This is a genomic window from Leifsonia sp. NPDC058230 (assembly GCF_042882245.1).
Taxonomy (GTDB): domain Bacteria; phylum Actinomycetota; class Actinomycetes; order Actinomycetales; family Microbacteriaceae; genus Leifsonia.
Window position 1 is genome coordinate 845720 of record NZ_JBHVWM010000002.1, and the last position, 24627, is coordinate 870346.

Sequence of the window (24627 nt, forward strand, 5' to 3'; positions counted from 1 at the left end):
GCGCAGGTGACTCCTGCACACAACCCCCGGAGAACGTCTCGAAACGAGAGACGGGACCGACTGGGATGACGTGGGATGCGGCAGCGCCGGATGACGGCGCATGGGCGGCGAACATGCGCACCGCGATCGAACTCGCGCACAACGGCCCCTCCACGGGCGTGAACCCGCGCGTCGGCTGCGTGATCGTCGGCGAACACGGCGACGTGATCGCTGAAGGCTGGCACCGCGGTGTCGGAACGGCGCACGCCGAAGTGGATGCGCTCAGCAAGCTTCCCGAGGGCGGAGCCGTCGGCGCGACCGCCGTCGTCACGCTGGAGCCGTGCAATCACACCGGCCACACCGGGCCGTGCTCCGAGGCGTTGATCGCCGCCGGCGTCGCTCGGGTGGTCTACGCGGTCAGCGATCCCGGTCATATGTCCGCCGGCGGCGCCGAGCGCCTGCGCGAAGCCGGCGTCGAGGTCGTCGGCGGCGTGCTGGCCGACGAGGTCGAAGCGTTTCTCGGCGACTGGCTCACGGCCGCAGCCCTCGGGCGTCCGCACATCACCGTCAAGTGGGCGAGCAGCCTCGACGGAAGGACGGCCGCAGCCGACGGAACGAGCACCTGGATCACCGGTGCCGCCGCCCGGCAGCGCGTGCACGAGCAGCGCGCCGCATCCGACGCCATCGTCGTCGGGACCGGTACGGTGCTGGCCGACGACCCGAGCCTGACAGCGCGCGGCGACGCGGGCGAGCTCCTCACGACGCAGCCGACGCCCGTCGTCGTCGGGATGCGCGCCATCCCGAAGGATGCGGCCGTGTTCCACCACCCGCATCCGGTCATCTTCGAGGGAACCCACGACGTGGGCGAGCTGGTGCGCGACCTGCACGGCCGCGGCTTCCGGCGGGTCTACGTCGAGGGCGGGCCGACCCTGGCGAGTGCCTTCGTCGCCGCCGGACTCGTCGACGAGTACGCGATCTATCTGGCGCCGACGCTGCTCGGCGGAGCCCACGTGGCGCTCGACGACATCGGGGTCACGACCATCGCCGAGCAGCGCACGCTGCACGTTCTGTCGCTCGAGCAGCTCGGCGCCGACCTCTTCATCCGTGCCGTGCCGGCCCACAGCGAGCCGGCGCAGAAAGAAGGAAACTGAGCATGTTCACCGGAATCATCGAAGAGCTGGGTGAGATCACCGCAGTTGACTGGGCGGACGACGCCGCCCGCGTCACCGTGCGCGGCCCCATCGCCGTGAGCGACGCGAAACACGGCGACTCGATCTCGGTCAGCGGCGTCTGCCTCACCGTCATCGACCAGGACGCCGAGAGCTTCACGGCCGACGTGATGGCGGAGACCCTGGCGATGAGCACCCTCGACGGCGTGCAGCCGGGACGACGGGTGAACCTCGAACGCGCAGCCCAGGTGGGCGACCGGCTCGGCGGGCACATCGTCCAGGGGCACATCGACGGCACCGCCACCGTGCTCGCGATCACCGACGGCAGCGCATGGCGGGTCGTCCGGCTCAGTCTCGACCCGGAGCACGCGCCGCTCGTGGCCCGCAAGGGCTCCATCGCCATCGACGGCGTCTCGCTCACGGTGAGCGAGGTCGGCGGCGGTCTCGACGACGGCTGGTTCGAGGTCTCGCTCATCCCGGAGACGCTCGAGGCCACCACCCTGGGCGACCGCGTCGTCGGCGACCGGGTGAACATCGAGACCGACATCCTTGCCCGCCACGTCGAGCGGATGCTCGGCCTCGGCTACGGTGCGCGCGAATCCGTGCTGCCGTCGTCGCTCAGTGAACCCATCCCCGTCCCTGCCACCGAGAGGAGTGCCTCATGAGTCTCGCCACCATCCCCCAGGCCCTCAGCGAGCTGCGCGCCGGCAAGCCGGTCATCGTCGCCGACAACGAGAGCCGCGAGAACGAGGGCGACGTGATCATCGCCGCCGAACTCGCCAGCCAGGAGTGGATCGCCTGGACCGTCAAGAACTCGTCGGGCTTCATCTGCGCGCCGATGACGAACGAGATCGCCGACCGGCTCGACCTGCCCGTCATGGTGACGAACAACGAGGATCCGCGCGGCACCAACTACACGGTCAGCGTCGACGCCGCCGACCGGCTCAGCACCGGCATCAGCGCGGCCGACCGCTCGCACACCCTGCGCGTGCTGGCCGACCTCGACTCGACACCGTCCAGTCTGCACCGTCCGGGGCACATCCTGCCGCTCCGGGCCGCCGACGGCGGTGTGCGCGAGCGCGACGGACACACGGAAGCGGCTGTCGACCTGATGAAGCTCGCCGGGCTCACCCCGGTCGCCGCCATCGCCGAGATCGTCGCCGACGACGGCGAGATGATGCGCCTGCCCGGACTCATCGAACTCGGCGAGCGCGAGGATGTGCTGGTCATCACGATCGAGGCCCTCATCGCGTACCTGCAGGAGTTCCACTGCGACCGTCCCCTGGAGACGGTGACGCCCATCCCCGAGACGTCGAGGGTCATCTTCGAGGTCGAGACGACCGTGCCGACGACGCACGGGCCGTTCAAGCTGCGCGCGTACCGCGACCGGATGACCGGCGCGGACCATGTGGCGATCGTGGCCGGCAACCCTTCGCCGGGCGGCACACTCGTGCGCGTGCACTCGGAGTGCCTCACCGGCGAGGCGTTCGGCTCGCTCAAGTGCGAGTGCGGTCCGCAGCTGGATGCGGCGCTCGACACCATCCAGCGCGATGGCGGAGTCGTCGTATACCTGCGCGGGCATGAAGGCCGAGGCATCGGGCTGATCAACAAGCTGCGGGCGTACAAGCTGCAGGAGGAGGGACTCGACACGCTCGACGCCAACCTCGCGCTCGGCCTGCCGATCGACGCTCGCGACTACAGTGCGGCCACCGCCATCCTCCAGGACCTCGGCATCCAGTCGGTTCGCCTGCTGACCAACAACCCCGAGAAGGTGCGCCAGCTCGAGGAGCACGGCATCGAGGTCACCGACCGGGTCCCCCTGGTCGTCGGCGTCGGCGCCTTCAACGAGGGCTACCTCGAGACCAAACGTGACCGGATGGGTCACGACATCCCACAGGACGAGATCACAGCGGAAAGGACCACACGATGAGCGGAGCAGGAGCCCCGAACAGCGCAGAACAGATCGACGGGAGCGGCCTGAACGTCGTCATCGTCGCCGGAACCTGGCACGAGCAGATCACCGACGGTCTGATCGCGGGTGCCGAGCGCACGCTCAGCGCATCCGGTGCCGCCTATTCGATCGTGCGGGTTCCCGGAAGCTTCGAGCTCCCCGTCGTCAGCAAGGTCGCGCTGGATTCGGGAGCGGATGCAGTGGTCGCCCTCGGCGTGATCATCCGCGGCGGCACCCCCCACTTCGAGTACGTCTCCTCTGCGGCGACCGATGGCCTGACCCGTGTCGCCCTCGACACCGGCAAGCCCGTGGGGTTCGGGCTGCTCACGCTCGACGACGAGGCTCAGGGCATCGATCGAGCCGGCTTCCCCGATTCCCGTGAAGACAAGGGAGCCGAGGCCGCGCACGCCGCGCTCACGACCGCGCTCGCGCTCCGCTCCCTGCGCGCTCAGTAGCTAGCCGCCGAGTCCACGAACTATCCGTGGACTCGGCGGTTTTTCGCCCATTTTGAGCGGACTCGGCGGTTGCCCTGGTCGGTCGAGGGGTCAGGGCTTCCAGACCATGAGGACGACGACGAGGACGAGCAGCAGCGAGGCGACGCCGGAGGCGGCGGCGATCGCCGGGTAGCCGCGGGACTCCGGGCCGGCCGCCGTGGCGGCACCGCCTGCGGTCGCGGGGGCGGGAGCCGTCGCGGAGACCGCGTCGAGCGCATCCGCCGCCCTGCGCATGGCCGGGACCACGACGAAGAGCGTGAGACCGAGCGCGATGACGTAGGCGATGATCGACCAGAGGATCCACGGCGTCGTCACCGACAGATCGAACTTGGGGTCGCTCATCCCCATCACAGCGAAACCGAACACGACGGTGAGGAGCGAAAGCAGGGAGAGCAGGTTCGTCGACTTCGCGAGCGTGCGCACCTGCGAAGCGTTGCCGGCGCGGACGGCTCGCATGGCCGTCATCGGGATGATCGCCATCGGCCCCACGATGAAGACGGCCGTGGCGACATGCAGAATCGCGAAGAGAGTATCCATGCTGTCAGCCTAGCGATCGGCACGATCCGCACCCGAGACCGGCGACGCGACTGGCGACGTATGGTGGAACGGAGGCCACAAACTGAGCTGATCCCTTACATAATTAGCCGTGACGCTATATATTAACGGCATGGCTAATGATGTGGTCTGGGATGCGCTGGCCGACCCGACCAGGAGACGCATCGTCGAACTCCTGGTCGGGCGTCCCATGCGCGCCGGAGCTGTCGCCGACAGTTTCCCGGTCGCAGCGCCCACCATCAGCCGGCACCTGCGCGTGCTGCGCCAGGCCGGACTCATCGAAGAGGTCCGGGTCGACGACGATGCGCGCGTCAAGGTGTATCGACTGCGGCAGCAACCGTTCGGCGACCTCGGCGCCTGGCTCGACCAGGTGCAGGCGTTCTGGCAGGACCGGCTGGATGCGTTCAGCGAGGCGGTCGACGACTCCGAAACCGGCGAAGTGGGAAGGATAGAACAATGAGCGACACCACGACGAGCGACGAGGCCGTCGCCGCCACGACCGTCAAGGCCGACCCCGACCGTGCGTTCCGCGTCTTCACCGAGGGGATCGGCTCCTGGTGGCACCGTGGAACGATCTACTGGAACGACAGCGCCCGTGGCCTCCGCCTCGAATTCGAGCCCGGCGTCGGCGGCCGCCTGCGGGAGATCTACGACGATGGCGCGTACGTGATCGGCCGCGTCGAGGTCTGGGAGCCCGGCGAGCGCCTGACCTTCACCTGGCGCGAGGAATCGTGGAACGTCGACGGCACGACCACGGTGGATGTCCGCTTCGAGGCCGTCGACGGCGGTACCCGCGTGACCGTTCGACACGGCGGCTGGGGCACGATCACCCAGGCGAATGCGGGCGCGGGCGGCTACACGGCGGGATGGACCGAGCTGCTCGGCTGGTTCGTCGACGAAGCACGAGCCGACGCCGCCTGATGTTCACCCACCTCGCGATCCACCACCCGCGGCCCGAGTACCGTGACGAACTCCGCGCCTCCATGCGGCGGGTGGATGCGGCAGCCCGCGCCTGCCCCGGCATCGTGCGCGTCGACGCCTGGGACGAGGCGGGCGGCGATCGGCTCGTCGGGATCGCCCTCTGGGAGTCGCGTGAGGCGTTCGAGGCTTCGCACGACCGGGTGTTCGCGGTGGTCGCAGGCGACCCGTTCGACCTGTGGTGCGCATCCCCGATCGATGTGATGCACCTGGAGATCGAGGGCGACGGGGACTGACCGGGACGCTGAGCCCGAGCCCGTGCGGACCGCTAGTCCAGGAACAGCGCCCGAAGCCGCCGGGTGGTGAGCACCAGCCCCAGCACGATCATCACGGCGAAGTAGAGCACGTGCCAGAGCATCCCGACGTTGACCGCTCCGGTGGTGAGCCCGCGCACGAGTTCGACCCCGTGCCACAGCGGCATCGCCTGGATGAAGTACTGCGCCCACTGCGGGTAGACGCTCAGCGGGTAGAAGGTGGCCGAGAGCAGGAACATCGGCAACATCACGAAGTTGATCCAGTCCATCTGCTGGAAGGTCTTCATGTAGCTGGTGATGCCCATGCCGAAGCTGGCGAACCCGAATGCGATCAGGAGCACGGCGGGCAGGGCGAGAAGCGCCCACCACGACAGGTTCAGCCCGAGCACTTGCATGACGAGCATGAAGCCCACGGCATAGAGGGCGCCGCGCAGCAGAGCGAGGAGGATCTCGCCGAGCGCGACGTCGAGCGGGCCGAGCGAGGTCGACAGCATGCCCTCGTAGAGCTTGGCGAAGTGCATCTTGAAGAACACGTTCCAGGTGGAGTCGTAGACCGCGCCGTTCATCGCCGAGGTGGCCAGCAGTGCAGGAGCGATGAACGCCGCGTACGGCACCGGCTCGCCCGTGGAGGTCGTGACGTCGCCGACCAGGGCGCCCAGGCCGATCCCGAGCGAGAGCAGGTAGAAGATCGGCTCGAACAGGCCGCTCACGATCACGAGCCAGTTGGTGCTCCGCGTGGCCAGCCAGCCGCGCTGCATCACCGAGGTGGCGTTGCCGGCGTAGAGCGCGCGCATCGGCCGCGCCGGAGCGACGGCCGGAATCAGCTTCTGCTCGGTGGAGGTCATTTGTTCAGCCTCCTCGCGGCGATGCGGCGGGTCCACATCCAGAAGACCACGAACAGAGCGACCAGGTACAGGATGTGCGTCACCGTCAGCCAGATCGGCTCCTGCGCGCCGTAGGTCAGGACGCGGGACAGCTCGGTCGCGTGCCACAGCGGGGAGAGCCACCCGATCCACTGCAGGAACCACGGCATCGCGCTCAGCGGGAAGAACGTGCCCGAGAAGAGCGTCATCGGCAGTAGGACGAACCTCATGACCAGCGCGAGCTGCCCCGTGTCCTGCTCGAGGGTCGAGACGTAGGCCATGATCGGCACACCGAACGCCAGCCCACCGAGTGTGGCGACGAAGATCGCCAGGAATCCGAGCGGTGACGGCGCCGCGCCGAAGAGCAGCATGATCACGTAGTAGATGACGCTCGCGGTCAGCAGTCGCGCCGTGACGGAGATCACGATGCCATCGATGATCTGGCCCGGCGCGATGGGGGCCGCGTTCATCCCGAAGAAGGTCGGGTTCCACTTGAAGCCGAGCATCACCGGGTAGGTGAACTCTTCGCTCGCGACCGTGACCGCTGCCGTGCAGAGCAGGGCCGGCGCGACGAAGACGAGGTAGCTCACTCCATCAATTCCCTCGTCCCCCAGGTTCTGGGTGACCAGGCCGCCCAGGCCGATCCCCATTGCGAAGAGATAGAGCAGCGGGTAGCCGAAGGCCGTCAGCAAGAGGGTCTGCAGGTACGAGCGCATCACCCGGAAGCGGTGCTCGGCCACATACCAAGCGCCGAACCGGCGCGGTTTCACCGCAGCCGCGAGCGCGATCCGTGTCTCGTCGGCGGGCAGAGTCATCGCCTCGGTCATTCGATCAGACTCCGCCCGGTGAGGCGCAGGAAAACGTCTTCGAGGCTGGAGCGGCGCACCAGGCTGGTGACCGGGTGCAAGCCGCGCTCGGTGATCTTCACGAGCTCCGCCTCGCCGTTGTCGCTGTAGACCAGGATGCGGTCGGGCAGCACCTCGACCCGTTCCCCGACGCCGTCGAGCTGCTCGGCGACCTCGGCGTTGCGCTCCGATCCGAAGCGCACCTCCAGCACTTCGCGCGAGGAGTACTGACGGATGAGCGATGCCGGCGACCCCTCGGCCATGATCGTGCCCTTGTCGACGACGACCAGCCGGTCGCAGAGCTGCTCCGCCTCATCCATGTAGTGCGTGGTGAGCACGAGGGTCGTGCCCTGCTCCTTCAGCCGGAACAGTCTGTCCCAAAGGATGTGGCGCGCCTGGGGGTCGAGACCGGTGGTGGGTTCGTCGAGCAGCAGGATGCGCGGGTCGTTGATCAGCGCCCGCGCGATCGTGAGGCGTCGCTTCATGCCGCCGGAGAGGTCGTCGACCTTGGCCTTCGCCTTGTCCTCAAGCTGCGCGAACGCGAGCAGCTCGTCGGCCCGCTTCCTGACCTGGGCGGTCGGCAGACCGAAGTAGCGGCCGTAGACGATGAGGTTGTCGCGCACCCGCAATTCCATGTCGAGGTTGTCCGCCTGCGGCACGACGCCGAGCTGCGAGCGGATCTCGGGACCGTACCGGTTCGGGTCGAGCCCGAGGATGCTCAGGTCGCCGTCGGTGCGTGTCGACACGGCCCCGACCATCCGCATCGTGGTGGATTTGCCCGCACCGTTCGGACCGAGCAGACCGAAGGACTCCCCCGGAGCCACCTCGAAGGAGATTCCGTTGACGGCGGCGAACTCCTTGTACTTCTTGACAAGGTTGTTCGCGGTGATGACGGGCGTCGGCATAGTTCAGAACTGTAGCTTGCACCGGCGACAATGTCAGGACGCACTCGACCGTGGCAGCTGCGGCGGGTGCGGTTCAGAAACTGGCGATGCCCTTGCCGATGATGACCACTCCGATGACGAGGAACAGCACGGTCATGATGGTGGCGTTGTTGGCCAGGAGCCACCCGCGCAGCGCGTCGAGCGGGCCGGCCATCCGTTTCGCGGCGATGAGGTAGGCCACGACCGGGATCACCACGCTGCTCGCGCCGATGATCACGAAGATGACGATGGCGATGGTCTGCTGCCAGACCTCGATTCCGGATGCGCCGATCGCGAGCCCGCCGGCGACCGCCATCAGCAGGTTCTTGGGGTTCACAGCCGCGAGCACGAAGCCGAGGCCGAGCGCGGCGGCCGGCTTCATGGTGTCGATGGCCGCCATCCACTTGGGGGGCGGCGGCGTCTCGCCCGCGTGCGGCCGTTTGCGCCACTGCCCCCAGCCGAGCAGGAGCAGCCCGATCCCGAGGAGGATCTTGACGACGCCGGCGATCGGTTTCGACGCCGACGGATCGGCCGCCGGGATGATCGCGGAGAGCAGCGTGAACACCACGACCGCCACGACGATGCCGATGACCCAGCCGACCATGAATCCGACACTGGTGCCACGGGCCTTCGGCGACAGCAGCATCAGGATGGCCGCGATGACCGGGATGGGGCTGATCGCGATTCCGAGGGCGCTGGGCAGGATCTCGCCGATGACACCGTTCACGTCCACCCCTCTCGACCGGTTGAGGCGAACCTACTCCCCCGCGGCTTCCGTTCGCCAGCAGCGATGTCAACCGAGGTTGACGGATCGCTCGGTGTCAACTAGCGTTGACGACATGGACGTCAGCACCATCCACACCCTCGCCGGCGATGCCGGGTCCGACGACCCGATCGTCGCCCTGCGCGCGATCGCCAAGCTGCACCGCGAGCTCGACCGCGTGGAATCTGCGGCTGTGCGGCGAGCCCGCAACGCCAATGCCACCTGGCAACTCATCGCGCTGGCACTCGGTGTGAGCAAACAAGCAGTTCACAAGAAGTACGGTCGAATGTAGCGAATACGCGCATCCCGAAGCCTGCGCCGAAGCCGCGAATCCTCGAGCCGAAGAAACGAACGAGAACCCATGAGCACCGAAGAGACCACACGACCGCGCCGCAGACTCGGCCGCCCCGGCAAAGGCGACGAAGGACCGCGGGCGAAATTCAGCCAGCTGCTCCCCTATCTGTTCGAACACCGTGCGGTGCTGGCCGTCGTCATCGTGCTCAGCATTCTCGGCGCGGCCGCCAGCCTGGCGCAGCCGCTGCTCGTGTCCCAGGTGATCGACGTCGTCGGAAAGAACGAGCCGCTCGGCGGACTCGTCTGGCTGCTGGTGATCCTGGTGGTCGTCTCCGGACTGATCTCGGGCTACCAGCACTACCTGCTGCAGCGAACCGGCGAGGGAGTCGTGCTCTCCTCCCGGCGGCGTCTCGTCGGCCGGATGCTGCGCTTGCCGATCAGCGAGTTCGACACCCGGCGCACCGGCGACCTCGTCTCACGAGTGGGGTCGGACACGACCCTGCTGCGTGCGGTGCTCACGCAGGGACTCGTCGAAGCGATCGGCGGAGCGCTCACGTTCATCGGTGCGCTCATCGCCATGCTCATCATCGACCCGGTGCTGCTCGGGCTGACGGTGCTGGTCATCGCTGTGTCGATCGTGGTCGTCACCCTGCTGTCGGGGCGCATCCGGGTCGCCAGTCAGAAGGCGCAGGCCAAGGTGGGCGACCTCGCCGCGTCGGTCGAGCGGGCGATCAGCTCGGTGCGCACCATCCGCGCCTCGAATGCGACCGAGCGCGAGATCGCGGCCGTCGAAGAGGATGCGAAGGGCGCCTGGCAGATGGGGATCAAGGTCGCGAAGATCTCGGCCCTGGTCGTCCCGGTGGCCGGGATCGCGATGCAGGTGTCGTTCCTGGTGGTGCTCGGCGTGGGCGGGTTCCGGGTGGCGAGCGGGGCGATCACCGTCGCGAACCTGGTGGCGTTCATCCTGTTCCTCTTCATGATGATCCTCCCGCTCGGGCAGGCGTTCGGCGCGCTCACGGCCGTCAACGCTGCGCTGGGAGCGCTGGGGCGCATCCAGGAGATCATCGATCTGCCGTCCGAAGACCAGTTCGACCGCGAGATCGCGCCCCTGGGGATGACCGTCGGTGCCGCAAACGAGGGGCTCGCGCCCGAAGCGCCGGCGATCGAGTTCGTGGATGTGCGGTTCGCGTATCCCGACAGCACCGTGCGTCAGGAGCCGTCGCCGGCCCAGTCGTCGCAAGCCGACTCGTCGCAGACGGTGGAGCGCGCCGTCGTCGAGGCGTTCGAGGGCACCGACACGGTGGCCGAGGCTGAAGCCGCGGCCGGACTCGGGTCACCGGATGCGCTGGATTCCGAAAGCCGGCGACAGCAGGGCGGCGTGCTGCACGGCGTCAGCTTCGCTGCGCCCCGCGGCAAGCGCACCGCCCTGGTCGGGCCGTCCGGAGCGGGCAAGTCGACCATCCTGGCACTCGTCGAGCGCTTCTACGACGCGAACGCCGGCGAGGTGCGGTTCGGCGGACTCGACGTGCGGACGCTCGACCGCACGGCCTTGCGCGACCAGATCGGCTACGTCGAGCAGGATGCGCCCGTGCTGGCCGGCTCGCTGCGCGACAACCTGACCTTGGCCGCACCGCAGGCCACCGACGCCGAGTGCATCGACGTGCTGCACGCGGTCAACCTCACCGAAGTGCTCGAGCGGAACGATCTCGGCCTGAGCGCGCCGGTCGGCGAAGACGGGATCATGCTCTCCGGCGGCGAGCGTCAGCGTCTGGCGATCGCCCGCGCGCTGCTCTCCGCGCCTCCGGTGCTGCTGCTCGACGAATCGACCTCCAGTCTCGACGGACGCAACGAGCAGCTGATGCGGGAGGCGATCGACGCCGTGGCGGTGGACCGGACCCTGATCGTCATCGCCCACCGCCTCTCGACCGTCGTCGACTCCGACCAGATCGTCGTCCTCGACCACGGCCGCGTCATCGGCACGGGCACGCACTCCGAGCTCGTCGAGACCACCCCGCTCTACCGCGACCTCGCCAAGCACCAGCTCCTGGTCTAGCCGCCCCGCCCATCCCCTCACGCCCCCCGACTCCGCACAAAGTAGCCGCCGAGTCCACGAACTTTCCGTGGACTCGGCGGTTTTTCGCCGACTTTGTGCGGACTCGACGGATTGGGTGGGTCGGGGTGGGGAGAGAGGGCGGGTCAGGCGCGGAGGTGGTAGCGGAGGGAGGCGAGTTCGGCGCGCAGGGCGGCCGGCAGGCGGGCGCCGAAGCGGGCGAAGAACTCCTCGGTGAGGTCGCATTCGGCGAGCCAGGATGCGCGGTCCACGGCGAAGAGCGCCTCGAGATCCGCGGCCGGCAGGTCGAGCCCGTCGACGTCGAGGTCGTCCGGGATCGGCAGGCGCCCGATCGGCGCATCCACCGCCCCAGCGCTCCCTTCGAGGCGGCGCACGATCCATTCGAGCACGCGCGCATTCTCGGCGAAGCCCGGCCAGAGGTACGACCCGTCCTCCCCCTTGCGGAACCAGTTCACCTGGAACACCGCCGGCGCGTTCGAGCCGAGTCGCTCGCCCATCCTGAGCCAGTGTCCCCAGTGGTCGGCCATGTTGTAGCCGCAGAACGGCAGCATGGCGAACGGGTCACGGCGCAGCTCGCCGACCGTCCCCTCGGCGGCCGCCGTCTGCTCCGACGAGATCGTGGCCCCGAGGAACACTCCGTGCCCCCAATCCCGGGCCTGTGAGACCAGCGGCACGTTCGTCGCGCGGCGACCGCCGAACAGGATCGCGTCGATCGGCACCCCGTCGAACGCATCCCAGTCGTCGGACATCGCGGGGCACTGCGCGGCCGACACGGTGAACCGGGAGTTCGGATGCGCTGCAGGGCGCCCCGAATCCGGCGTCCAGTCCTCGCCGCGCCAGTCGATCAGGTGCGCGGGCGGCTGCTCGCTGAGGCCCTCCCACCACACGTCTCCGTCGTCGCGGAGGGCCACATTGGTGAAGATCGTGTTGCCCCACAGGGTGTCCACCGCCGTCGGGTTCGTCGCCGGCCCCGTCCCCGGCGCGACGCCGAAGAAGCCGGCCTCGGGGTTGATCGCACGCAGACGACCATCCGGGCCCTGACGAAGCCAGGCGATGTCGTCGCCGACGGTCTCGACCGTCCAGCCGGGGATGCTCGGGCGCATCATCGCGAGGTTGGTCTTGCCGCACGCCGAGGGGAATGCCGCCGCCAGGTGGTACGCCTTGCCCTCCGGGGAGGTGACCTTCACGATCAGCATGTGTTCGGCGAGCCATCCTTCATCCCGTGCCATCACCGACGCGATGCGCAGCGCGAAGCACTTCTTGGCGAGGATGGCGTTGCCGCCATATCCCGATCCGTAGGACCAGATCTCGCGCGACTCGGGGAACTGCACGATGTACTTGGTCTCGTTGCACGGCCAGGCGACGTCGTCGCGCCGGCGCCCCTGCGCATCCGTCAGCGGGAACCCCACACTGTGCACGGTGGCGACCCAGGGTCGCCCGGCGTCGATGAGGTCGAGCACACCGGATGAGACGCGGGTCATCATCCCGATGCTCACGGCCACGTATGCCGAGTCGGTGAGCTGAACGCCGACCTGCGAGATCGGCCCACCGAGCGGGCCCATCGAGAACGGGACGACGTACATCGTGCGTCCGCGCATGCTCCCCGCGAAGACGCTCTGCAGCTCGGCGCGCATCGCGGACGGGTCTCGCCAGTTGTTGGTCGGGCCGGCATCCGCTTCGTCGGCAGAGCAGATGAACGTGCGGTCTTCGACACGGGCCACGTCCCCCGGGTCGGTGCGCGCCAGGAAGCTGTTCGGCCGCCACTCCGGGTTCAGCCGGATCAGCTTGCCCTCGGCGACGAGCAGCTTGGTGAGGCGGTCAGCCTCGGCGAGCGACCCGTCGCACCACACGACCGCGGCGGGCTCGGTGAGGGCCGCGATGTCGTCGACCCAGGCGCGCAACGCGTCGAGGCCCCGCGATCCGGGTTCGTAGTCGAGGTCGGTGAGCGGCAGCTCGGCGATGGTCATTCCGGTTCCTCTCGGTCGAAAGAATGTGTATACCTCCACCATGCGAGAGGAAATCATTGATTCACCCGAGAATCATCTAGAAAGAATCGCGATTCTTTAGCTATCGTGAAGGGATGGACACGCCCACTGCCGACGCGGCGACGCTCGGCCACCGCATCCGTCACTTCCGAACCAAGGCCGGACTGACCCTCGACGACCTGGGCGCCGCGGCCGGCGTCGCACCCAGCCAGCTCTCCCTCATCGAGAACGGCAAGCGCGAACCGCGCATCTCGCTGCTGACCACCCTGGCCGGTGCGCTCGGCGTTCAGCTCGCCGACCTCCTCTCGGCGGAGCCACCGGATGCGCGCGCCGCCCTCGAGATCGAACTCGCCCGTGCCCAGCGCGGCAGCCTCTACGCCTCCCTCGGGCTCCCCGCGATCAAACCGACCAAGGGGACGCCCACCGAGACACTCGAAGCGGTCGTCGGCCTGCACCGCGAGCTCGCCCGCCGCGCGAACGAAGCGATCGCCACACCGGAGGAGGCCCGCCGCGCCAACACCGAACTGCGCGAACGGATGCGCGCTCAGAACAACTACATCCCCGAGATCGAGCAGCTTGCCGAGGATCGCGTGCGCGCATCCGGCCACACCCACGGCGCGCTCACCCACCGCGAGGTGAGCGTCATGGCCGAGCAGCTCGGATTCGACCTGCTCTACGTCAACGATCTGCCGCATTCGGCCCGCTCGATCACCGACCTCGCGAACGGGCGCATCTACCTGCCGCCGGCGAGCATCCCGGGCGGCCACGGCCTCCGCTCGATGGCGCTGCAGGCCATGGCGCACCGCCTGCTCGGCCACGAGCGACCGGACAGCTACGCCGACTTCCTCCGGCAGCGCCTCGAGATCAACTACTTCGCGGCGTGCTGCCTCATGCCCCGGGATGCAGCGGTCGCCTTCCTGCAGCAGGCGAAGCACGACCGCGACCTCGCCGTCGAGGACTTCCGGGATGCATTCGGCGTCACCCACGAGGCCGCCGCGCTCCGCCTCACCAACCTCGCCACCAGCCACCTCGACATGACCCTCCACTTTCTGCGGGTCGGCGACGACGGCGCGCTCTACAAGGGCTACGAGAACGACGGCCTCCCCCTGCCCACGGATGTGACCGGCTCGATCGAGGGCCAGATCGTCTGCCGCAAGTGGGGCGCGCGCAGCGCCTTCACCCATACCAACCGCACGACGGAGCTGTACCAGTACACCGACACCCCGGCCGGCACGTATTGGTGCGCGACGCAGACCGGCACGACCTCGGCGGGCGGGTTCTCGATCAGCGTGGGCGTTCCGTTCGCCGAGGCGAAGTGGTTCCGCGGCCGGGAGACGACCGCTCGCGCCGAGTCCCGCTGCCCCGACGAGTCCTGCTGCAAGCGCCCCGCAGCCGGACTGGCGGACCGCTGGGCCGGGCAGGCATGGCCGAGCGCGCGGCTGCACGCCCACATCCTGTCTCCGTTGCCGTCGGGCTCGTTCCCGGGTGTCGACGACACGGAGGTCTACTCGTTCCTCGAGGCGCACTCGGCGTCGTAGCCGGACGCTGGACGCGGGACGCCGGACGCTGTGCCGCCTATTTCGGCTGCATCCGGATCGCCCCGTCGAGGCGGATGACCTCGCCGTTGAGCATGGGATTCTCGACGATGTGCCGCACCAGCGCCGCGTACTCCGAGGCCCTTCCGAGGCGCGACGGATGCGGCACCTGGGCCGCGAGGGAGTCCTGAGCGGCCTGGGGCAGTCCGGCCATCATCGGTGTCTCGAAGATGCCGGGGGCGATCGTCATCACGCGAACGAGGTCCCGCGCGAACTCCCGAGCCAGCGGCAGCGTCATCGCCGCGACGCCGCCCTTGGATGCGGAGTAAGCCGGCTGGCCGATCTGACCGTCGAACGCGGCGACGGATGCGGTGTTCACGATCACGCCCCGCTCCTCCCCCGCCGGCTCGGTCTTCACCATCGCAGCGGCGGCCAGGCGGATGACGTTGAACGTACCGACCAGGTTCACCCGGATGACGCGCTCGAACTGCTCCAGCGAGAGCACGCCGTCACGGCCGAGCACTTTGCCGGGCGTTGCGATGCCTGCGCAGTTGACGACCACACGGAGCGGGCCGAGCTCGGCGGCCTGGTCGACGGCTGCCTGCACCTGCTCCTGGTCGGAGACGTCCGCGGCGACGAACCGAGCGGTCGGGCCGAGGGCGGTCGCCGCCTTCTCGCCCTCCGAGCTCGGGAGGTCGAGCACGACGACGCGCGCTCCCGCATCCGTGAGGGCGTGGGCGGTCGCATTGCCGAGGCCGCTGGCAGCGCCGGTGACGATGGCCGAGCATCCGTCGATATTCATGGAGGTCCTTTCGAGGTCGAGTGTGACGCGGTCAGACAGGGCGGGCCTGCGGGGCCGGCGGTCAGCGGAGGATTTCGATGAGCGTGGCGTTGGCGGTGCCGCCGCCCTCGCACATGGTCTGCAGGCCGAACCGACCCCCCGACGCCTCGAGTTCGTTGACGAGAGTGGCGAGCAGGCGGGTGCCCGACGAGCCCAGGGCATGACCGAGGGCGATCGCCCCGCCACGCGGGTTGAGCCGGGCGGGGTCCGCGTCGAATTCGCGCTGCCAGAGGAGCGGGATGGGCGCGAAGGCCTCGTTGACCTCGTAGGCATCGATCTCGTCGAGGTGCACGCCGCTGCGGTCGAGCAGCTTGCGAGTGGCCGGCAGGATGCCCGTGAGCATGAGCAGCGGATCGCTGCCGGCGACGGCGAACGTGTGGAACCGGGCGCGCGGGCGCAGGCCGAGTCGTTCGGCCGTCGTGGCACTCATGATGAGCGCGGCGGACGCGCCGTCGGTGAGCGGGGACGAGTTGCCCGGGGTGATCCGCCAATCGAGCTCCGGGAACCGCGCCGCGAGCGCATCCGTGCGGAACGACGGGTTCAGACCGGCCAGGCCCTCGGCGGTCGTCGCCGGGCGGACGGTCTCGTCGGCGACGACGCTGCCGCTGTCGGGAGTGGGCACGGGCACGAGCTCGCTCTCGAAGGCTCCGGATGCGGCCGCGGCAGCCGCGCGGGCGTGCGAGCGGGCGGCGAACGCATCCAGCTCGGCCCGTTCCAGACCCCAGCGCTGCGCGATGAGCTCCGCCGAGACGCCCTGGTTGACGAGACCCTGCGGGTACCGCTGGGCGAGGAGGGCTCCGCCCAGGGACGCGCCACCCGCGTTGGAGCCAAGCGGAACGCGGCTCATCGACTCGACGCCGCACGCGATGACGATGTCGTACGCGCCCGCCGATACCCCCTGGGCCGCGAAGGCTGCAGCCTGCTGGCTGGACCCGCACTGGCGGTCGACGGTCACGGCCGGCACGCTCTCGGGGAACCCGGCGCTGAGAACGGCCGTGCGAGTGATGTTGCCGGCCTGTTCGCCCGACTGGGTGACGCATCCGCCGATCACGTCGTCGACGAGTGCGGGGTCGAGGTCGTTGCGCCGCAGGAGCTCGACGAGCACGCCGGCGAGCAGGTCGGCGGGGTGGACGTCGGAGAGCGCCCCGCCGGGCTTGCCTCGGCCTGACGGGGTGCGGATGACGTCGACGATGACGGCGTCGGTGGGCGCCATGGTCACGCTCCGAACGGGTCGGGGGTGAGCGTGTACTTCGTATTCAGGTACTCGTGGATCCCCTCGAACCCGCCCTCACGGCCAAGACCGGACTGCTTGACACCGCCGAACGGCGCGGCCGCATTGGAGACCACACCCACGTTGAGGCCCATCATCCCCGTCTCGAGGCGGTCGATCATCCGCTGCCCCCGGGCCAGGTCGCGGGTGAAGACGTAGCTGACCAGTCCGAACTCGGTGTCGTTGGCGAGCCGCACGGCTTCGTCCTCGTCGCTGAACGTCACGATCGAGAGCACCGGACCGAAGATCTCCTCGCGAAGGATCTCGCTGCCCAGGCGCACATCCGTCACCACCGTCGGCTGGAAGAAGGTGCCCGGACCGTCGACCCGGGCGCCACCGGCCAGCACCTTCGCCCCGCGCGACACGGCATCCTCGAGGAGCTTCGACGCCTTCTCGATCGCGTCCTCATCGATGAGCGGGCCGATGGTGACACCCTTCTCCGTTCCGCGGCCGATGCGCATGGCCTTCACCCGCTCGGTGACCCGGGAGGCGAACTCGCCGGCCACGGACTCGTGCACGATGAAACGGTTGGCGGCCGTGCACGCCTCCCCGATGTTGCGGAACTTCGCGAGCATCGCGCCGTCGACCGCTTTGTCGAGATCCGCATCCTCGAAGATCACGAACGGAGCGTTTCCGCCGAGCTCCATCGAGGTGCGCAGGATGTTCTGGGCCGACTGCTCGAGCAGCTTGCGGCCGACCTCGGTCGAACCCGTGAACGAGAGCTTGCGCAGGCGCGGATCGCCGATGATCGAAGCGGATACCCGGCCCGACGCGGTCGTCGTGATCACGTTCAGCACGCCGGCGGGAAGCCCCGCATCCTCCAGCAGCCTGGCGAAGTACAGCGTCGTGAGCGGGGTCAGGCCGGCCGGCTTGACGACCACCGTGCATCCAGCGGCCAGGGCCGGACCGACCTTGCGGGTGGCCATAGCGAGGGGGAAGTTCCAGGGCGTGATCAGAAAGCTGGGGCCCACCGGATGCTGCGACACGATCATGCGCCCGGTACCCTCCGGATTGACGCCGTAACGCCCGGTGATGCGCACGGCTTCCTCGCTGAACCACCGGAGGAACTCACCGCCGTAGGTGACCTCGCCGTTGGACTCGGCCAGCGGCTTGCCCATCTCCAGGGTCATGAGCAGGGCGAACTCGTCGCGGCGCTCCTGCAGGAGGTCGAACGCACGGCGCAGGATCTCTCCGCGCTGCCGGGCGGGGGTGGCCGCCCAGTCGGCGGATGCTGCGACTGCTGCGTCGAGGGCCGCGGTGCCGTCGTCGACCGACGCATCCGCGATCGTCTTGATCACGCGACCGGTGGCCGGGTCGGTCACGTCGAACCGGCCGGCACTCCCGTCGACCCAGCGTCCGCCGATGAACAGCCGGTCGGGAACCTTGTCGAGCAGAGTCTTCTCATCCATGCGTCCTCTTCCTCTCAGGATTCGACGGATGCCGCCACCAGCGGCACCGAGCGGTGGTCGATCTTCGACGCCAGCGCGATGACCGTCGACGTGCGCGTGATGTTGGGGTCGCTCACGATCCGGTCGATGACCCGCTGCAGATCGGCATTCGAGCGCGCGACGGCCCGGATCATGAGGTCGCCGGCTCCGGTGATCGTGTGCACTTCCAGCACCTCAGGGATCCCGCGGAGGTGTTCGACCACGGTCACGTCTCCGTCGCCCTGGGCGATCTCCGCCGTCACGAACGCCGTGACGGGATAGCCGAGCGCCTCACTGTCGATCGACGGGGCGAAATTCCGGATGACCCCGCTGCGCTGCAGCCTGTCCAGCCGCGCCTGCACGGTTCCGCGGGCGACGCCGAGCCGGCGGGATGCCTCGAAGACGCCGAGGCGGGGCTCGTCCGTCAGCAACGAGATCAGGTCGGCGTCCAGCCTGTCGATCGCCATCCGGCCTCCCTCGCCTCGGTCCTTGCACAGCGTACGTCCAACGGGCCCGGAGGACTACACCGGGGCGGTGTCCTCCATGAATGGCAGTGCAGCCTGCTTGAACCCGCGTGCGCTGAGGGTGGTCACGTGGTTGCGCTTCGGCAGCACGACCAGCTCGGCGCCGAGAGCTGCCGCGGCCGCGTCACGACCCTCGGTGACGGGATCCGCGTCGCCGACGACGAGCATCGTCGGCACGGTCGAGGCGAGGGGCAGCGGATGCGCGGCCATCCCCGACACGCACGCCGCGAGCGCCTCGCGGTCCACGCCGGGCGCCTGACGGATGGACGCGAGCAGCGGTGCGAGCGGGGAGTCGCCCAGGGTCGCCGGGTCGGCGCCGTCGAGCAGCGCGGCTCGCACCGCATCCACGCCCCAGTACCCGAACTGTTCGACGGTTCCGACACCGCCGACGACGACACGACGCACCCGCGACGGTGCGCGGGCCACGAGCGCGAGCACGACCCAACTGCCCATCGAGTAGCCCATCACGTCGACCCGGTCGATCCCCTCGGCGTCGAGCACGGCGACCAGGTCGCCGGCGAGCAGGTCGGGCGAGTACGACGCCGGATCGTGCGGCGCCGAGCTCGCGCCGTGGCCGCGGAGGTCGACCACGATCGCGCCGCGACCCTCCTCGGCGAGCGCCCGAACCCATCCGGTGGCCACCCAGGTGAGGTCGCCGGTGGTCGCAAAGCCGTGCACCAGGAGCACGGGATGCTCGCCCGGGTGCCGCACATAGGCGATCGTGAGCCCGTCGGGGGTCTGCGCGAAGGAGGTCACAGGTCCATCCTCCCCCATCGCCCGACCACTCAGTCTTCCGGCAGGTGCAGCCGTACGCGCCGTGCCGGAGCGTCGTCGACCGGAACCGTTCCGACGATGCCGGCCTGGTCGTCGCTCACCGTGAATGTGATCAGCGGGGCGCCCACCTCGAGCGCGGACCCCTCCTCGACGTGGAAGCGCGCGATGGTGCCCGATTGCGGCGACGGCAGCTCGACGGCGGACTTGGTCGTCTCGACCTCCACCAGGGGCGCGTTGCGTTCCACGAAGTCTCCTTCGGCGACGAGCCACTCCAGCACCGTCGCCTCCTGCAGCCCCTCGCCCAGGTCGGGCAGCGCGAAAGTGATCTCAGCCACGGCGGTACTCCAAGGTCTTCTGAACGGCTTCGAGGATGCGGTCGATGCTGGGCAGGTACTCGTCCTCCAGCACGGGCGACGGATACGGCACGTCCCAGCCGGTGACGCGCTGCACCGGTGCGCGCAGGTCGCCGAAGCAGTTCTCGGTGACCAGTGCGCTCACCTCGGCGCCGAGGCCGGCGGTCAGCGGCGCCTCGTGCACGACGACAGCGCGATGCGTGCGGGCGACGGATGCGGTCAGTCCGGCCACGTCGATCGGCTTCAGCCAGCGCAGGTCGAGCACCTCGATCTCCACGCCGTCCTCAGCGCCGAGCTCGGCCGCCTGCAGGCAGCGTGCCACCATCGCCCCCCAGGCGATCAGCGTGACGTGCCTGCCGGGGCGCACGACGCGCGACGAGCCGATCGGCAGGCGCTCCTCCCACTCCCCCTCCTCGACGGTGGCCTTGTGCCAGTACCGGGACTTGGGCTCCAGGAAGATCACCGGGTCCGGATCCTCGATCGACTGGCGCAGCAGCGTGTACGCCTCCGCCGGGGTGGAGGGCGACACGACCTTCAGCCCCGGAACGTGGGCGAACAGCGCCTCCAGGCTCTCCCCGTGGTGCTCGGGTGCGCGGATCCCTCCGAAGCTGGGCAGCCGCAGCGTGATCGGCATCTCGAAGGCTCCACGGCTGCGGTAGTGCATCCGGGCCACCTGGTTCACGATCTGGTCGATCGCCGGATACGAGAAGCCGTCGAACTGGATCTCCGGAACGGGGCGCCAGCCGGCCATCGCCAGCCCCACCGCCATGCCCATGATCCCGGCCTCGGCGAGGGTGGTGTCGAAGACCCGCTCGTCGCCGTACTTGTCCTTGAGCCCGTCGGTCACCCGGAAGACTCCGCCGAGCGTCCCGACGTCCTCGCCGAACACCAGCGTGCGGTCGTCGGATGCGAGAGCCTCGTCGAGAGCGCGATTGAGCGCCTTCTGCATGGTCGTCATCTCAGCCACGTCGGCTCTCCTCCCAGGCACGCTTCTGACCGAGCACGGCAGCCGGCGGGTTCGCGAAGACGAAGTCGAACATCTCCTCGCCCGGACGGCCCCCGAGCGCCGCCACGTCCGTGCGCACGCGGTCGACGAGCGCGGCTGCGGTGTCGGAGACTTCGGCGAAGAAGTCGTCGCCGACCGTGCCCGTCTCGCGCAGGATCTCCTCGCAGAGGGTCAACGGATCGCGCGCCAGCCAGCTCTGCTCCTCGTCGAGGCTTCGGTAGCGGCCGGGGTCGTCGGAAGTGGAGTGGGGGCCCGACCGGTAGGTCATCGCCTCGATCACAGTGGGACCGCCGCCCGCGCGGGCCAACTCGAGGGCGTCCGTGGTGGCGCGGTAGACCGCGAGCACGTCGTTTCCGTCGACACGCACGCCGGGCATCCCGTAACCCGCCGCGCGCGCTGCGACCGATCCGCCGGCGATCTGATCCCCGGCGGGCACGGAGATCGCCCACCCGTTGTTCTGGCAGAAGAAGACGACCGGGAGCCTGGACACCCCGGCGGTGTTCATGGCCTCGTGGACGTCGCCCTGGGAGCTGGCGCCGTCGCCGAAGTAGGCGACCGCGACCCCGCCGGTACGGTCGAGCTTGGCGCCGAGCGCCCAGCCGACCGCGTGGGTGACGGAGCCTCCGACCACGGCGTTGATCGGCGCGAGCCTGGCGGCGGCCGCATCCCACATCCCGCCGTGCCAGGCGCCCTGGTGCGAGGCGAGATACGCGACCGGATCCACGCCCATCGTCACGGCGACGCCGAGTTCGCGGTAGGTCGGGAAGGCGAAGTCCCTGGACAGGTCGAGGGCGGCGGCGCTGCCGACCTGTGCCGCTTCCTGACCTCGCATCGGCGCGTATCCGGGCATGATGCCCTGGCGCTGCATGGCGACGCCGTCGAGGTCGAGCCGGCGGACGGTGACCATCGTGCGGTAGAGGCGACGCAGCAGGGCCGCGTCGTCGTCCTCACCCGCGCCCATGGTGGGCGGGTCGGGAGTCGTCAGGGTCATGTCGCCACTTTTGCAGGGGCGGGGACCATGGGCAACCCGCCTAGTTCGCGCTGCTCACCCTGTCCATTTCGACCGGCGCGGACGCCGTTTCATTGGGCAGATTGTCCTTCCACAGCCGAGAGGGCCACCAGATCGCCCTGCCGATGTCGTACGACAGAGCCGGCACCAGCAACGACCGCACGACGACCGTGTCGAGCAGCACGCCGAAAGCCACGATGAACGCGATCTGCACGAGGAACAGGATCGGGATGACCGCGAGAGCCGCGAACGTCGCCGCGAGCACCACGCCGGCAGACGTGATCACGCTGCCGGTCACGCCCAGTCCCCGCAGGATGCCCGGTCGCGTGCCGATTCTCAGAGACTCCTCCCGCACACGCGTCATGAGGAAGATGTTGTAGTCGACGCCGAGCGCCACGAGGAAGACGAACCCGAACAGCGGGACCGCCGCATCCGCCCCCGGAAAGTCGAAGACGCCGTTGAAGACCAGCGCCGAGACGCCCAGAGCGGCCGCGTACGAGAGCACCACGCTGGCGATGAGCAGCACCGGAGCGACGATCGACCGCAGCAACAGCATCAGGATGACGAGGATCACTGCGAGCACGATCGGGATGATCTTCAGCAGGTCGCTCTGCGAGGTCACGTTCGTGTCGAGGGAGATCGCCGTCACGCCGCCGACGAGCACGGTCGGATCGACCTCCGGGAGGCTCTCGCGCAGCTCGCGCACCACCCCCTCCGCCGCAGCGGACTCCGGCGGGGACTCCAGAGTGGCGTCGATGAGCACGCGGCCGTCTTTCACCACGGGCTCAGGCGCGGGCCCTCCTGTACCCGGGTTCGCGGCTCCTGTGTAGAAGTCGGCCGTGCCGATGCCGTCGGTCGCGGTGACGGCGGCGAGTACCGCATCCGCGTCGCCCTCGGCGGCCACGATGACCACCGGACTGCCGGAGCCCGCGTCGAAGTGCTCGGCGACGACCTTCTGACCGTCGACAGCGTCGGACTGCGTCAGGATCACGTCGGTCTGCTGCACGCCGTTCGCCTTGAGCTGGGTGACGCCCGCCGCACAGGCGATCAGCAGCACGAGCGCTGCGATCCAGGTCACGCGCGGCCGGCGGGCGATGAGCGTGCCCACCCGGCGCCAGAGTCCGCGGACGTCCTCGAGCCCTGCGATCTGCGCCTCGTCCGCGTGCTTGTGCTGATGCGGATGCTCACCCACGAACGTCGGACGGAAGGGCCAGAACGCCACCCGCCCGAACACCGCGAGGAGCATCGGCAGCAGCGTCAGTGCGGACAACAGGGAGAACACGATTCCGATGGCCGCGATCGGGCCGAGGCTCTTGTTCGAGTTGAGGTCGGAGAACAGGAGGCAGAGAAGGGCGAGGATGACCGTCGCGCCCGAGGCCGCGATCGGCTCAAATGCGGCACGCCAGGCACGCCCGATCGCCGCCCAGCGCGATTGGACGTGTCCGAGGGACTCGCGGAACCGCGCCACCAGCAGCAACGAGTAGTCGGTGGCCGCGCCGATCACCAGGATCGAGAGGATGCCCTGGCTCTGCCCGCTCAGCGAGATCCAGCCCCAGAGGGCGAACAGATAGACGAGGAGGATCGCGGCGCACAACGCGAAGATCGAGGTGAACAGCACCAGGAACGGCAGCACTATCGACCGATAGACGAGGAGCAGGATCACGAACACGGCTCCGACCGCCACGAGCAGCAGGATGCCGTCGATGCCCCCGAACGCCGCGACGAGGTCGGCCGTCAACCCGCCCGGTCCGGTCACCCAGCCGTGCGTCCCCGGGGGCAGGTTGTCATCGACGACCGTGCGGAGCTCCGCGACCACCGTGTCGATGTTCTCCGTGTCGACGATCGGCACCACGAACTCGGCGGCCTTCCGGTCTTCCGACGGGATGGGCCCGGCCACGCTCGTGGTCGCATCCCCGCTCGGCGCCTGGACGCCGTCGACCGCTCCGAGCTCTTCGCCGAGAGCGGCGTAGGTGGCGAGGTCGCTCGGGGCGATCGCCGTCTCGGACTCGATCACGACGATCGCGGGCAGGGCGTCCGAGTCGGTGAACTTCTTCTGCCAGTCCTGCACTTCGGTGGACTCGGCACTCGCCGGCAGGAACGACGCCTGATCATTGCTCGACACCGAGGACAGCTTGCCGAACGTCGGGCCGCCGAAGCCCGCCGCGGCGAACCAGATCAGGATGACCACTGTGGGGAGCACGATCCTCAGCCAGCGGGCCGGGGTCCAGTCGGGGCGAGATCTCATCGGCTACTCCTGCTACTCCTGCTGCTCCTGATTTAGCTAGCTTAGATAGTAATCAGCCTAGCGTGTAAACCAGCGGCGCATGGTCGCGAGCAGACCGCGCTTACGCGGCGGGGCCTTCGGCCGTTCGCCGACCTTCTCCTCGAACTGCACATGCCCGCAACTCCGGCACATGACGATGTGGTCGTGCACCGCGAGGGACTTCCCGTAGTACGGATTCGCCACCGCCTCCGCGGGTTGGCCGCAGCTCTCGCAGATCGGTGCCACCAGAACAGCTCACCCCCTCATCGCCGGTCGGGGGCCAGTTGCGGTCGGCAACGTCGGACCCGGTCGGTGCTGTCGAACACGATCGGTGCTCGAAACAAGACTAGTCACGCCCTCGTCGGCGGGGTCGCGGTGTTCATCGACGTTCCTCCACAGGTGGGGTGGTTTGGGATTTCTCCACAGACAAATAGCTGGTCAGCGGATGTTTTGTCGGGTTGGAATGTCGGTGGGTCGTGATGGACTTGACGCATGACCACC

The 24627-nt window shown here is 69.0% G+C and carries 25 protein-coding genes; 10 read left to right on the forward strand and 15 right to left on the reverse strand.

Annotated features, from left to right (window positions below):
• Positions 1–65 precede the first annotated feature (65 nt).
• From ribD to ribH, 4 genes are read left to right on the forward strand one after another with little or no spacing between them, the layout of a single operon-like run.
• Positions 66–1130 carry a bifunctional diaminohydroxyphosphoribosylaminopyrimidine deaminase/5-amino-6-(5-phosphoribosylamino)uracil reductase RibD gene (gene ribD / locus ACFVV0_RS09655; protein ID WP_387061647.1) on the forward strand — a complete coding sequence of 355 codons (1065 nt, stop codon included), beginning with the start codon at positions 66–68 and terminating at the stop codon, positions 1128–1130.
• A gap of 2 nt (positions 1131–1132) precedes the next feature.
• Positions 1133–1813: a riboflavin synthase gene (locus ACFVV0_RS09660; protein ID WP_387061650.1), complete on the forward strand. Its 681-nt coding sequence runs from the start codon at positions 1133–1135 to the stop codon at positions 1811–1813.
• Entirely contained in the window at positions 1810–3078 is a 1269-nt protein-coding gene (gene ribA / locus ACFVV0_RS09665) for a GTP cyclohydrolase II (RefSeq protein ID WP_387061652.1), read from the forward strand. Before ACFVV0_RS09660 ends, ribA begins: the two co-directional genes overlap by 4 nt.
• Positions 3075–3554 carry a 6,7-dimethyl-8-ribityllumazine synthase gene (gene ribH / locus ACFVV0_RS09670; protein WP_387061655.1) on the forward strand — a complete coding sequence of 160 codons (480 nt, stop codon included), beginning with the start codon at positions 3075–3077 and terminating at the stop codon, positions 3552–3554. The genes ribA and ribH overlap by 4 nt, the downstream gene beginning before the upstream one ends.
• Before the next feature lie 90 nt (positions 3555–3644).
• Here ribH and ACFVV0_RS09675 read toward each other — a convergent pair whose 3' ends face one another.
• Positions 3645–4130 (reverse strand): DUF2269 family protein, encoded by a 486-nt coding sequence (locus ACFVV0_RS09675; RefSeq protein WP_387061658.1) that lies wholly within the window; start codon positions 4128–4130, stop codon positions 3645–3647.
• A gap of 130 nt (positions 4131–4260) precedes the next feature.
• Here ACFVV0_RS09675 and ACFVV0_RS09680 point away from each other — a divergent pair, with 130 nt between their 5' ends.
• Genes ACFVV0_RS09680 through ACFVV0_RS09690 form a run of 3 tightly spaced genes read left to right on the forward strand, consistent with a single transcriptional unit; the run spans position 4261 to position 5362 of the window.
• Complete coding sequence (locus ACFVV0_RS09680) at positions 4261–4608, forward strand: metalloregulator ArsR/SmtB family transcription factor (protein WP_387061661.1); 348 nt, start codon at positions 4261–4263, stop codon at positions 4606–4608.
• Entirely contained in the window at positions 4605–5069 is a 465-nt protein-coding gene (locus ACFVV0_RS09685; RefSeq protein ID WP_387061663.1) for an SRPBCC domain-containing protein, read from the forward strand. The genes ACFVV0_RS09680 and ACFVV0_RS09685 overlap by 4 nt, the downstream gene beginning before the upstream one ends.
• Positions 5069–5362 (forward strand): putative quinol monooxygenase, encoded by a 294-nt coding sequence (locus tag ACFVV0_RS09690; protein WP_387061666.1) that lies wholly within the window; start codon positions 5069–5071, stop codon positions 5360–5362. Before ACFVV0_RS09685 ends, ACFVV0_RS09690 begins: the two co-directional genes overlap by 1 nt.
• 32 nt (positions 5363–5394) lie before the next feature.
• Here the strand turns inward: ACFVV0_RS09690 and ACFVV0_RS09695 are convergent, their stop codons facing one another.
• From ACFVV0_RS09695 to ACFVV0_RS09710, 4 genes are all read right to left on the reverse strand, one after another.
• Positions 5395–6225, reverse strand: a complete 831-nt coding sequence (locus tag ACFVV0_RS09695; protein WP_387061668.1) for an ABC transporter permease — start codon at positions 6223–6225, stop codon at positions 5395–5397.
• Positions 6222–7070: an ABC transporter permease gene (locus tag ACFVV0_RS09700; protein WP_387061671.1), complete on the reverse strand. Its 849-nt coding sequence runs from the start codon at positions 7068–7070 to the stop codon at positions 6222–6224. Before ACFVV0_RS09700 ends, ACFVV0_RS09695 begins: the two co-directional genes overlap by 4 nt.
• Positions 7067–7993: an ABC transporter ATP-binding protein gene (locus ACFVV0_RS09705; protein ID WP_387061674.1), complete on the reverse strand. Its 927-nt coding sequence runs from the start codon at positions 7991–7993 to the stop codon at positions 7067–7069. Before ACFVV0_RS09705 ends, ACFVV0_RS09700 begins: the two co-directional genes overlap by 4 nt.
• Before the next feature lie 73 nt (positions 7994–8066).
• Positions 8067–8738, reverse strand: a complete 672-nt coding sequence (locus ACFVV0_RS09710) for a GAP family protein (protein ID WP_387061677.1) — start codon at positions 8736–8738, stop codon at positions 8067–8069.
• 112 nt (positions 8739–8850) lie between these two features.
• Here ACFVV0_RS09710 and ACFVV0_RS09715 point away from each other — a divergent pair, with 112 nt between their 5' ends.
• A complete protein-coding gene (locus tag ACFVV0_RS09715; protein WP_387061808.1) occupies positions 8851–9066 on the forward strand; it encodes a hypothetical protein in 216 nt (71 codons plus the stop codon).
• A gap of 69 nt (positions 9067–9135) precedes the next feature.
• Positions 9136–11121 carry an ABC transporter ATP-binding protein gene (locus ACFVV0_RS09720; RefSeq protein ID WP_387061680.1) on the forward strand — a complete coding sequence of 662 codons (1986 nt, stop codon included), beginning with the start codon at positions 9136–9138 and terminating at the stop codon, positions 11119–11121.
• A gap of 143 nt (positions 11122–11264) precedes the next feature.
• On the opposite strand, the gene ACFVV0_RS09725 is transcribed toward ACFVV0_RS09720, so the two are convergent.
• Complete coding sequence (locus tag ACFVV0_RS09725) at positions 11265–13106, reverse strand: phosphoenolpyruvate carboxykinase (GTP) (RefSeq protein ID WP_387061682.1); 1842 nt, start codon at positions 13104–13106, stop codon at positions 11265–11267.
• A 113-nt stretch (positions 13107–13219) separates the two neighbouring features.
• Here ACFVV0_RS09725 and ACFVV0_RS09730 point away from each other — a divergent pair, with 113 nt between their 5' ends.
• On the forward strand, positions 13220–14662 hold the full coding sequence (locus tag ACFVV0_RS09730) for a helix-turn-helix domain-containing protein (RefSeq protein ID WP_387061685.1): 1443 nt from the start codon (positions 13220–13222) through the stop codon (positions 14660–14662).
• Between the two features lie 37 nt (positions 14663–14699).
• Here ACFVV0_RS09730 and ACFVV0_RS09735 read toward each other — a convergent pair whose 3' ends face one another.
• The 9 genes from ACFVV0_RS09735 to ACFVV0_RS09775 all read right to left on the reverse strand — a co-directional run bounded on the left by ACFVV0_RS09735 (position 14700) and on the right by ACFVV0_RS09775 (position 24108).
• A complete protein-coding gene (locus ACFVV0_RS09735) occupies positions 14700–15461 on the reverse strand; it encodes a 3-hydroxyacyl-CoA dehydrogenase (protein WP_387061688.1) in 762 nt (253 codons plus the stop codon).
• A 61-nt stretch (positions 15462–15522) separates the two neighbouring features.
• Complete coding sequence (locus tag ACFVV0_RS09740) at positions 15523–16713, reverse strand: thiolase family protein (protein WP_387061691.1); 1191 nt, start codon at positions 16711–16713, stop codon at positions 15523–15525.
• 2 nt (positions 16714–16715) lie between these two features.
• Entirely contained in the window at positions 16716–18179 is a 1464-nt protein-coding gene (locus tag ACFVV0_RS09745) for an NAD-dependent succinate-semialdehyde dehydrogenase (RefSeq protein ID WP_387061694.1), read from the reverse strand.
• A gap of 14 nt (positions 18180–18193) precedes the next feature.
• Positions 18194–18664, reverse strand: coding sequence for an Lrp/AsnC family transcriptional regulator (locus ACFVV0_RS09750; protein ID WP_387061696.1), 471 nt, complete (start codon positions 18662–18664; stop codon positions 18194–18196).
• A gap of 54 nt (positions 18665–18718) precedes the next feature.
• Complete coding sequence (locus tag ACFVV0_RS09755; RefSeq protein ID WP_387061699.1) at positions 18719–19477, reverse strand: alpha/beta fold hydrolase; 759 nt, start codon at positions 19475–19477, stop codon at positions 18719–18721.
• Positions 19478–19506: 29 nt separating this feature from the next.
• Complete coding sequence (locus tag ACFVV0_RS09760) at positions 19507–19830, reverse strand: biotin/lipoyl-containing protein (protein WP_387061701.1); 324 nt, start codon at positions 19828–19830, stop codon at positions 19507–19509.
• Positions 19823–20806 (reverse strand): alpha-ketoacid dehydrogenase subunit beta, encoded by a 984-nt coding sequence (locus tag ACFVV0_RS09765; protein WP_387061811.1) that lies wholly within the window; start codon positions 20804–20806, stop codon positions 19823–19825. Before ACFVV0_RS09765 ends, ACFVV0_RS09760 begins: the two co-directional genes overlap by 8 nt.
• A 1-nt stretch (position 20807) precedes the next feature.
• A complete protein-coding gene (locus ACFVV0_RS09770) occupies positions 20808–21845 on the reverse strand; it encodes a thiamine pyrophosphate-dependent enzyme (protein ID WP_387061703.1) in 1038 nt (345 codons plus the stop codon).
• A 40-nt stretch (positions 21846–21885) separates the two neighbouring features.
• Positions 21886–24108 (reverse strand): MMPL family transporter, encoded by a 2223-nt coding sequence (locus tag ACFVV0_RS09775; protein ID WP_387061707.1) that lies wholly within the window; start codon positions 24106–24108, stop codon positions 21886–21888.
• Positions 24109–24627 lie beyond the last annotated feature (519 nt).